The 9,808-nt window shown below is 34.0% G+C and carries 9 protein-coding genes; 8 read left to right on the top strand and 1 reads right to left on the bottom strand.

Translation table 11 applies throughout. The features are described 5' to 3' along the window. From Q0800_RS08725 to Q0800_RS08710, 4 genes are all read left to right on the top strand, one after another. A partial coding sequence (locus Q0800_RS08725) for a T9SS type A sorting domain-containing protein (RefSeq protein ID WP_299128962.1) occupies window positions 1-255 on the top strand: 255 nt, incomplete at its 5' end. An 80-nt stretch (window positions 256-335) separates the two neighbouring features. Then, window positions 336-953 carry a recombination mediator RecR gene (gene recR, locus Q0800_RS08720; protein ID WP_299128961.1) on the top strand — a complete coding sequence of 206 codons (618 nt, stop codon included), beginning with the start codon at window positions 336-338 and terminating at the stop codon, window positions 951-953. Window positions 954-960: 7 nt separating this feature from the next. Further along, window positions 961-2,058 carry a glycosyltransferase family 2 protein gene (locus tag Q0800_RS08715; RefSeq protein ID WP_299128960.1) on the top strand — a complete coding sequence of 366 codons (1,098 nt, stop codon included), beginning with the start codon at window positions 961-963 and terminating at the stop codon, window positions 2,056-2,058. An 87-nt stretch (window positions 2,059-2,145) separates the two neighbouring features. Then, window positions 2,146-3,486, top strand: coding sequence for a dihydrolipoamide acetyltransferase family protein (locus Q0800_RS08710; RefSeq protein WP_299128959.1), 1,341 nt, complete (start codon window positions 2,146-2,148; stop codon window positions 3,484-3,486). Between the two features lie 79 nt (window positions 3,487-3,565). On the opposite strand, the gene Q0800_RS08705 is transcribed toward Q0800_RS08710, so the two are convergent. Next, window positions 3,566-6,940 (bottom strand): DUF5060 domain-containing protein, encoded by a 3,375-nt coding sequence (locus Q0800_RS08705; protein WP_299128958.1) that lies wholly within the window; start codon window positions 6,938-6,940, stop codon window positions 3,566-3,568. 161 nt (window positions 6,941-7,101) lie between these two features. Here Q0800_RS08705 and Q0800_RS08700 point away from each other — a divergent pair, with 161 nt between their 5' ends. The 4 genes from Q0800_RS08700 to Q0800_RS08685 form a co-directional block, all read left to right on the top strand. Further along, entirely contained in the window at window positions 7,102-7,878 is a 777-nt protein-coding gene (locus Q0800_RS08700) for a 3'-5' exonuclease (protein WP_299128957.1), read from the top strand. Window positions 7,879-7,917: 39 nt separating this feature from the next. Further along, the gene (locus Q0800_RS08695; protein ID WP_299128956.1) at window positions 7,918-8,529 is read left to right on the top strand and encodes a fumarylacetoacetate hydrolase family protein; all 612 of its coding nucleotides are present in this window, start codon (window positions 7,918-7,920) and stop codon (window positions 8,527-8,529) included. Beyond that, entirely contained in the window at window positions 8,530-8,871 is a 342-nt protein-coding gene (locus tag Q0800_RS08690; RefSeq protein WP_299128955.1) for an Hpt domain-containing protein, read from the top strand. Between the two features lie 69 nt (window positions 8,872-8,940). Then, window positions 8,941-9,808: CinA family nicotinamide mononucleotide deamidase-related protein (locus Q0800_RS08685; protein ID WP_299128954.1), on the top strand; the 868-nt coding region annotated here is incomplete at its 3' end.

The raw sequence follows: 9,808 nt of genomic DNA, 5'->3' as shown, positions 1-9,808 counted from the left end.
TTAGATGAATTAAAAATTGATGATGTTTCAATGTTTCCAAATCCAGCAACTAATGAAGTTAATCTTAAGTCCAATAAACTCTCAGACGTAAGTATTAGAATATATAATACTTTAGGAAAACTAATGTTTTATGGTAAAAACTTAGACCTTTATAATGGCTTAAGAATAAACGTCTCTGCTTTTCAATCTGGTGTCTACTTCGTAAAACTTAATAGTGAAAAAGGCGAAATCACCAAGAAACTTATTTTAGAATAGAATAATAAAAACCTTAAAAAAGCCCAAATGATATAGATATCATTTGGGCTTTTTTGTTAATAAACCTTAATTTCGTAGTTATGGAATTTTCTTCAAAACTATTACAAAATGCAGTGAATGAGGTGTCTCAATTACCAGGCATTGGTAAACGTACTGCGCTACGATTAGTTTTACATTTATTACGTCAGCCAGAGCATCAAACATTTCAGTTGGCAGAAGCATTAACTAAAGTTAGAGCCCATATTAATTTCTGTAAATCTTGCCACAATATTAGTGATAAGAGTGTTTGCGAAATTTGCGAAAACCCTAATCGTAATAAAGAATTAATCTGTGTAGTAGAAGATATAAGAGATGTTATGGCGATAGAAAATACGAGTTCTTTTAAAGGTTTGTACCATGTTTTGGGAGGAAAAATATCTCCAATGGACGGCATTGGACCACAAGAATTAAATATTAATTCTCTAGTTGATAAGGTAAAATCTGGCCTGGTTAAAGAATTAATTTTTGCCATGAGTCCTACCATGGAGGGTGATACAACCAACTTTTATATTTTTAGACAAATTCAAGATTATAATGTGGCAATCTCTACAATAGCCAGAGGTGTGGCTGCAGGAAACGAATTAGAATATACCGATGAAATTACTTTAGGGCGTAGTATTATAGATCGTATTCCTTTTGAAACGTCTTTAAAATCTTAATGATAATTTGAAGTTATCAGTCATCATACTCAATTATAACGTTCGTTATTTTTTAGAACTTTGCCTCAGAAGTGTCGAAGCTGCTATACATAACATAGATGCTGAGGTTATTGTCGTAGATAATAACTCTGCTGATGATAGCTGTAAGATGGTGAAACAATTATTTCCTAAGGTAAAACTGATTGAAAATAAAAACAATTCAGGATTTTCAAAAGGTAATAATATTGGAGTTAAAGCGGCTAAGGGAGAATACTTATGTATTCTAAATCCAGATACAGTAGTTGCGGAAGATACCTTTGGTAAGATTATTGAATTTGCAGAAACAAAACCTAATTGTGGAATTATTGGGTGTCAACTTATCGATGGGCAAGGTAAATTTTTACCAGAAAGTAAACGACAAATACCAACGCCAAATGTTGCTTTTCAAAAGCTTATAGGTAAGACAGATAATTACTATTTAAACCAATTAAAACCTAATGCTAATGGTAAAGCAGACATACTTGTAGGGGCTTTTATGGTTATAAAAAAGCGTATTTATGATGAGGTAAAGGGTTTTGATGAAGATTATTTTATGTACGGTGAAGATATAGATCTAAGTTATAAAATTTTAAAGGCAGGGTATACAAACTACTATTGCGGTCATACAACAATTATTCATTTTAAAGGCGAAAGTACATTAAAGGATAAAATTTATGCCAAACGATTTTATGGTGCTATGGCTATATTTTATGAGAAGCACTTTAAATCTAATGCGTTATTAACTAACCTAATAAAGTTAGGGTTAAACCTTGCGTCATTACAAAGCAGAAGGTTAAAACCCGTAAATGTTAATATAGAAAAGAGTATTGTTGTCTCTAAGACTGAGTACAAAACACGCTATACTAAATTGAAACAACCCGTAAAATTTATTTCTCAACTTGAGGAATTACCAAAAAAAGCGATGATTATTTTCGATAGTGAATCTATAAGTTATAAGCGGATAATAGATTTAATGAAAGATAATACAGAAGCAAATCAAAATGCTTATAGAATATGGTTAAAAAGTAGTAATTTTATCCTTGGAAGCGATAGTAGCATAGGAAGAGGAGAGGTTGTTAATCTATAATTAAATATTACGTTAAAATCAGTAAAAAACACTATTTTTTGTTAATTTTGCATCCGATTACAAAATAAAGACCTACATATTATAAATATGGCAAAATTTGAACTTAAGTTACCTAAAATGGGAGAGAGTGTTGCGGAAGCAACTATAACCTCATGGTTAAAGGATGTTGGTGAAACTATTGAAGCTGACGAGGCTGTTTTAGAAATTGCTACAGATAAGGTAGATAGCGAAGTGCCGAGTGAAGTTGATGGTGTGTTAGTTGAAAAACTATTTAAAGTTGATGATGTTGTAAAAGTAGGACAAACTATTGCCATTATAGAGATAGATGGTAAGGGTAATAAAGAAGTAGATACGCCAAAGTCAGAGCCAACTGAGGAACAAAAAGTGCCTGCAGCCGTTGCAGATGTTTCACAAATCGTTACTGCGGCAAAAAATACAGTAGAACCTGTTGTATCTTCCGGTGATCGTTTTTACTCTCCATTAGTTAAAAACATAGCTAAAAAGGAAGGAATTACTCAATCAGAATTAGATATGATTCCAGGTTCTGGTAAAGATGGTCGTGTTACTAAAGATGACATAAAAAACTATTTAAAATCTCGTGAGTTAGAGCCTGCTGTAACTCCTAACGTAGAGCCAGTAATTGAGCACAAAGAGCTATCAACTCCTACGCCAGTTAAACCTATTGAAAAACAAAAAGCAACTCCCATTATAGCATCGGGAGATGATGAAATAATAGAAATGACCAGAATGGGTAAGCTCATTTCTAAACATATGGTAGATTCTGTACAAACATCTGCACATGTGCAGTCTTTTATAGAAGCTGATGTTACCAATATTTGGAACTGGAGAAACAAACATAAAAATGAGTTTAAAAAGCGCGAAGGCGAAAATTTAACCTTCACACCAATATTTATGGAAGCCGTTGCAAAAGCGCTGAGAGATTTTCCTATGATGAATATTTCAGTACAAGGCGATAACATTATTAAAAAGAAGCATATCAATTTAGGAATGGCTGCAGCATTACCAGACGGCAATTTAATTGTGCCAGTTATAAAGGATGCAGATCAGTTAAACCTTTTTGGAATGGTTAAGAAAGTTAATGATTTAGCCAGCAGAGCTAGAGAAAATAAATTGAATCCAGACGACATACAAGGCGGTACCTATACCGTAACAAATGTCGGTACTTTTGGCAGTATTATGGGTACACCAATTATTAACCAACCACAGGTTGGAATACTAGCTTTAGGCGCCATAAGAAAAGTGCCAGCAGTTATAGAAACACCTCAGGGTGATTTTATAGGAATTCGCTATAAAATGTTTATGTCGCATTCGTATGATCACCGTGTAGTCAACGGTGCTCTCGGCGGACAATTTGTGAAAGCTGTTAAAGATTATTTAGAAGCTTGGGATACTAATAGAGAGCTATAATAACTATTAAATAAATGATATTATTTTACACAAAAAGCACAGGTAAAACTGTGCTTTTTTATTGGGCATAAATTATAAGTTACTTTAGTATTACTTTAGTTGCGGTAGTATGATTTCTATTTTTAAGTTTTACAATATAGGTGCCAGTTGCTAGCTCTGATACATCAATACGTTGTTTATTAATTGAGAGGTCTAATGGTTTAGATTTAACTAAGCTTCCTTTTGTGTCGTATACGTTAATTTCTGTTGAATTTAGTAGTCTTCCTAAAACTAAAATTTCATTCGTATTTTGATCTGTTAAAACTTTTAATTTATCAAGATTGTTATTAGTGATACCTAAGGATTCATTAGAAAAACGTAAAAAGAAACGCCCTTTACTTTCTAGAGCAGCGCTAAGAATAACTATCGCATTTTCATTATTTAATAGGGTAAATGTATTTGTTTCAGTATCCTCTAAATAGACGTTAATTTCGTTAGGTAAAGTGGATTCTGAAATTGAAAACTCAATGGTATTTGCATTGGTATTAACACCTAATGGCACGGTAATGTTATTTACAGCGCTACTATGTAAAGCTTGTAATTCTATGGCTACATTGTTGTCATTTTCCACAAGATATGAATGTAATGAAAAATCGCTATTAGCATTATTCCAAACCGAAGCATCATAACCTAAATCTAAACCATTACTAGCGCTATCATTAAAATAAATGTCCGTAAAATCGCTATCTGTGTCTGTGGTTAATTTTAATTTTAGATAGACAAAATTAGAGTTAGAAGTTCTTCCTGTAATAAAGTCATCGCTATTACCTGTAGAACGCATAGTGCTTGAAAAATTGATTAAGCCAGTACTTTGCGTATCAATAAAGAAGCCTTGGCCAGGTGTAATTACAGTACTTGGAGTTGTTGTGGCTAGATTAAGAATAGTCCAGCCATTACTTGCTGTGCCATCGTATCCATAAATTGCTAATGAATTCTGATTTATGATGTTAGCATTGTTGGGATTGTTTAAAAAATCTTGCACATTTAAATAGCTAGGGTAGGGATTCCCTATTAGGTTCCAGTTACTTGCTCCTCCATAAGTAACAGTGATATTTACATCTCCAGTTTCAACCGTACCAGCAAACCTATAGGTGCCATTATCGGTAGATCCTGTTCTAAATCCTTTGCCTGCTGATAAAACTTCTGAGTCCTCAGAGAGTTGGTAATTTATATAATTATTTATAGTGTTGTCAAATGGTCCAAAAAGAAATGTAAATTCTCCATTAATTTCTCCAGACTGTATGTTAGGATTAAAAGTTCTAAAATTACCAAAAGTTTCACCTGCTAGAGGTGCGCCTATAAGATCATTATTATAAGGACTTTGAGCAGTTGCATTAGCACTGTTAACATGTCTAAGATATGCAACGTCTCCATTAATTGTGCCGTTTAATATTAAACTAGCGTAGGTTGTAGCATTAGATTGCAATAAAATTTCATTTGAAACCGTGATTGTAGCACCAGAATCAACCGTAAGTCCTGCGCCAGCATTTACAATTATTGAGTTGCAATTAGTGTTATCAGTAAATGTAATATTGCCATTTTCAATAATAATGGTGTCTGCAAAGTTAGAAACTCCATCTGGGTTAGATGGTGACCAACCGTTACTGTAATTGTAAACTGTACCAGAGGAATTAGTAATTAAAATAAGCCAATCTTCTGTTGGGTCACTTGGTGGATTTCCAAAAGATTTAAGTCCACCATTAGAAGTTATTGAAGTGATATTTCCATTTTGTAAATCACCTCCGCTTCTAGGGTTAAACCATTTAACGGTATAGGTATTTCCTGTATTACCTAAGTCTATATTACTGCTTTCGCCAGAGGGTAAATAAACAAGGTAAGTGTCATTTGGCTTACTAAAACAATACGCACTAGTATTGTCTAATAAGGCATCACTAGTATTCATTTCCCAAAAAGGTATGTGGTCTTTAAAAAAGTTAAGTGCAATTCTGGCGTCATCCCACTTATTGTCTCTACTTCTTAGATTTTCACATCTTAAATCTGTTTCGCCCGTATTGTATCCAAAATAATATTCAACACCATAACCACCAGCTAATAATGCACCATATAATACGTGTTCTCTTACGTCTTTTCTATTATCAGCAACGCTTCCTCTTCTACCTCCAAAATCAAAATCTGCTGCTACGCCTGCATCTGCATCACCAATTTCATCACTAGCTATACACCACGTTTTTGTTGAGTTTTCCGAATTTTGTACCCAAGTCTTTACCATATTGTGTACCATAGTAATATCGGTCTGTATTGAAGCACCAGTTAACTGCGATGCATTACCAAGTAAAGGATTATAGACCTCATTTTGTTCACCCGGATAGGTGTGTATAACAATATGGTGATTGTAAGGGTCTGTTTCAAAGAAATACTGCGCCATATCTATACGCTGCTGGCTAGACTGTGTGTTTTCTTCACCTAAATTCCAATTAAGTGCTAGGTGATGACCAAACCTAGCAATAAGCTCTCGGTAATAGAGTTTGCGTTCTAAGCCAAGGTTACCATTATTTAATAATAAATCGTTTTCACGTTCTTGTGTTTTAAAATGCAGAAACATTCCTTTTTTATCGGCATGATCAAAAAGTATTTCCCATTGTGCTAATTTTGAGACGTCAAAACGGTCCTCAGTTGTTGGTGTTGTCCACGGCCAAACATCATCACCATCACCATTAACATTCATGGTTAAAAAAGAAAAAACATTCATCTCTTCAGATGCTAAATAATTGATAGCTCCTAAGATGCCTTTTCCTTTATTGGTTTGCCATATTGGATCATTAGTTGTCCAGTCGTTAATGTGTGGTGACCAGTCCTTTATAAAATTGGTAACACCGTTGTCGTAGGTATTGTCAAACTCATCGTAAGCTAAAAAGTTTTCAGGAGAATCCGCTCCTACCTTTATAAAGTAGTCGTCAGTTTCAGCAAACTTTAAGTAGCGCTCACCTACATAGTTAAGCCTTCCTTTGGCTCTGTTATCGTTTCCAGTTTTATCAGTAGCATTAATTGTTAAGGTGCCATTTGTATTGTCAAATGAGATAGCATTACCTTCAGTTAAATTTGTGCTTACCGCGATATCTGCTCCCGTTCTAAATGAAGTGGTATAGGACCATAATCCTACTTCATCTGGCGAAAAATGAGCTCGCCATTTATTGCCAGAAGTTGCGGAGGTGTTGGCAGCGTCACCATCTGCTGCAAAAAATCCTGGGATAACGTATACTTGGTTAGATGGGCCAGTAAACGTTACAATCATTCTGTAATCCCTAAAAGGGTTAGTTTGGTCATTTTCATCTACGGTAGGGCCATTAAAGGTAAGTGTTACTTTATGCCATTTTTTTAGTTCTCCACTTAGCGTCTGGCTGTCTAGGTTTAAAAAAAAGAGGAGGGCTATACAGATTAAATATGTTTGTTTCATGATATCAGTTGAATGCTAAAAATATAGAGTTAACTTGTTTAAAATGTTCTTTTAAGGATTATAGGTGTGCTTTAATGGTTAAAAGAACCAAAATATAAGTTTTTGAATGTACTAAGTGTATTAAAATGCAATCAATTACCTTTGCATAAAAACGAAAATAAATGCAACTAAAGCTTAACAAGCCCATCTGTTTTTTTGATTTAGAAACCACAGGAATAAATATTTCAAAAGATAGAATCGTAGAGATTTCTATTCTTAAGGTCCATGTTGACGGCAAAGAGGAAACCTATACTAAACGTGTTAACCCTACAATTCCTATTCCACCCGAAGTTACGGAGGTACATGGTATCTCGGATGCCGATATTGCTGATGCACCAACCTTTAAAGATATCTCTAAAGACGTTTACAATCTGATTAAAGATTCAGATTTGGGCGGATTTAATTCAAATAGATTTGATATTCCTTTACTAGCAGAAGAAATGCTACGTGCAGAACTAGATTTTGATATGAAGAATAGGCAATCGGTAGATGTACAAACTATTTTTCATAAGATGGAACAGCGCACCTTAAGTGCTGCGTATAAGTTTTACTGTAACAAAAATTTAGATGATGCCCATAGTGCAGAAGCAGACACTAAGGCAACGTACGAAATCCTTAAAGCACAGCTCTCACGTTACCAAGAATTAGAAAACGACACTAAGTTTTTAGCAGAATTCAGTTCGCGTAAAAAGTTTGCAGACTTCGCAGGTTTTTTAGTTTTTAATAAAGAAGAAGAAGCCTGTTTTTCTTTTGGTAAACACAAAGGCAAACGTGTCGTTGATGTTATGGAAAAAGAACCAGGTTATTTTGGCTGGTTGCTTAATGCAGATTTTCCGTTGTATACTAAGAAAGTCTTAACAGCAATTAAGTTAAGGCAATTTAACAATAAGCTAGACTAGTCTAGTAATCTAATCTTCTAAAAATCTAATTAGGTTAACATGAAACTCATTTGCATAGGTCGTAACTATACAGATCACATAAAAGAATTAGAAAACCAAAAGCCTACAGACCCTGTAGTGTTTTTAAAACCAGACACCTCTATATTACTCAAAAAAATGCCCTTTTTTATTCCTGAGTTTTCGGATGATGTGCATCATGAGATTGAAGTACTCATTAAAATAAAAAAAGTAGGTAAGTATATAGATAAAAAGTTTGCGCACAAATATTACGATGAGATTGGGCTAGGTATAGATTTTACGGCACGTGATCTTCAAGCAAAACTCAAAGCAAAAGGATTACCATGGGAAAAAGCTAAGGCATTTGATGGTGCAGCTGTAGTCGGTAAATGGTTGCCTAAATCAGAATTTAATAATCTAAATGATTTAAATTTTAGTTTAGAAAAAAATGGCGAAATTGTTCAGCAAGCAAGTACCGAGTTAATGCTATGGAAGATTGATGAATTAATAGAATATGTATCTAAATATTTTACTTTAAAAATTGGAGATATTATATTTACAGGTACACCAGCAGGAGTTGGTAAGGTTTTTGCAAATGATGAATTAAAAGGATTTATAGAAGACAAAGAAATGTTTTCAATTAAAATAAAATAAATGGAAAAACATTATAAATTAGACCGCGTAAGAGAAATGGCCGACAATGACCAAGATTTTATAATGGCATTAGCAGCAGCTTTTATTGAAGAAGTGCCAGAAGATGCAGATCGTTTAAGAAGGGCTGTGCCAGAAGGCGATTTTTATGAAACATACCAGGCAGCTCATAAAATGAAGCCAACCATAGAATTATTTGGTTTAGATATTTTTGATGAATTAATTGTTGTGCAAGATTGGGGTAAATTTGAGCAATCCGATAAAAATGTTGATACTGAACTTCAAAAAGTATTAACAGCAGTTGAAAAAGCTACTGCCGAAATAAAATTCGATTTTAATTTATAGTTATTTATTCTTAAGAATACTTTTTAATAGCACTACCTTTACATGCAGCATTATAAAAGATATTGATTTTTGAAAGCAGAGATTATTACCATTGGAGACGAAATCCTTATTGGTCAGATCATTGATACCAACTCCGCATTTTTAGGAAAAGAATTCAATAAATTAGGAGTTTCAATCTACCAAATTACCTCAGTCCAAGACGACAAGGCTCATATCTTAAAAGCTATGAAAGAGGCTGAAGAAAACGCTGATATAATTATTATTACAGGAGGTTTAGGGCCAACCAAAGATGATATTACAAAACATACCATCTGCGAGTACTTTAATGATACTTTGGTTAAGAATGACGAGGTATTAGAGCACATTGAAGATTTGTTTTCAAAATATGTATCAACGCCTATTTCAGACTTAAATAGACAACAAGCTTTGGTACCATCAAAAGCTAAAATACTTACAAACCAACATGGAACAGCTCCAGGCATGTGGATAGAGAAAAATGGGAAAGTCTTTGTGTCTTTGCCAGGAGTACCTTACGAGATGAAGGCCTTAATTAATAATGCAGTTATCCCGGCTTTACGGTCAAAATACCAGTTTCCTCATATAAGACATAAAACAGTTTTAACGTATGGTTTAGGAGAAAGTGCTATAGCTAATAGAATAGAAGCCTGGGAAGATGCATTGCCAGATTTTTTAAAGCTTGCTTATTTACCGAGCTTAGGTCGTGTTAGGCTCAGAATTTCGGGTAAAACAGATAATAAAAAGCAACTAGAAGACGCTATAGAGGAACAAGTTCAGTTACTTTTGCCACAGATTAAAGATGTTTTTGTTGGTTTTGAAGAGGAAGGTAACATTGAGGTTATTGTAGGTAACGTATTAAAGCAACAAGGAAAATCGCTGGCTGTAGCGGAGAGCTGTACAGGAGGACTAATAGCTAAGT

The sequence above is a fragment of the uncultured Winogradskyella sp. genome (genome assembly GCF_937958655.1).
GTDB lineage: Bacteria > Bacteroidota > Bacteroidia > Flavobacteriales > Flavobacteriaceae > Winogradskyella.
Note: the sequence above shows the minus strand (reverse complement) of the source record. Positions and strands in the feature narration are given on the sequence as shown.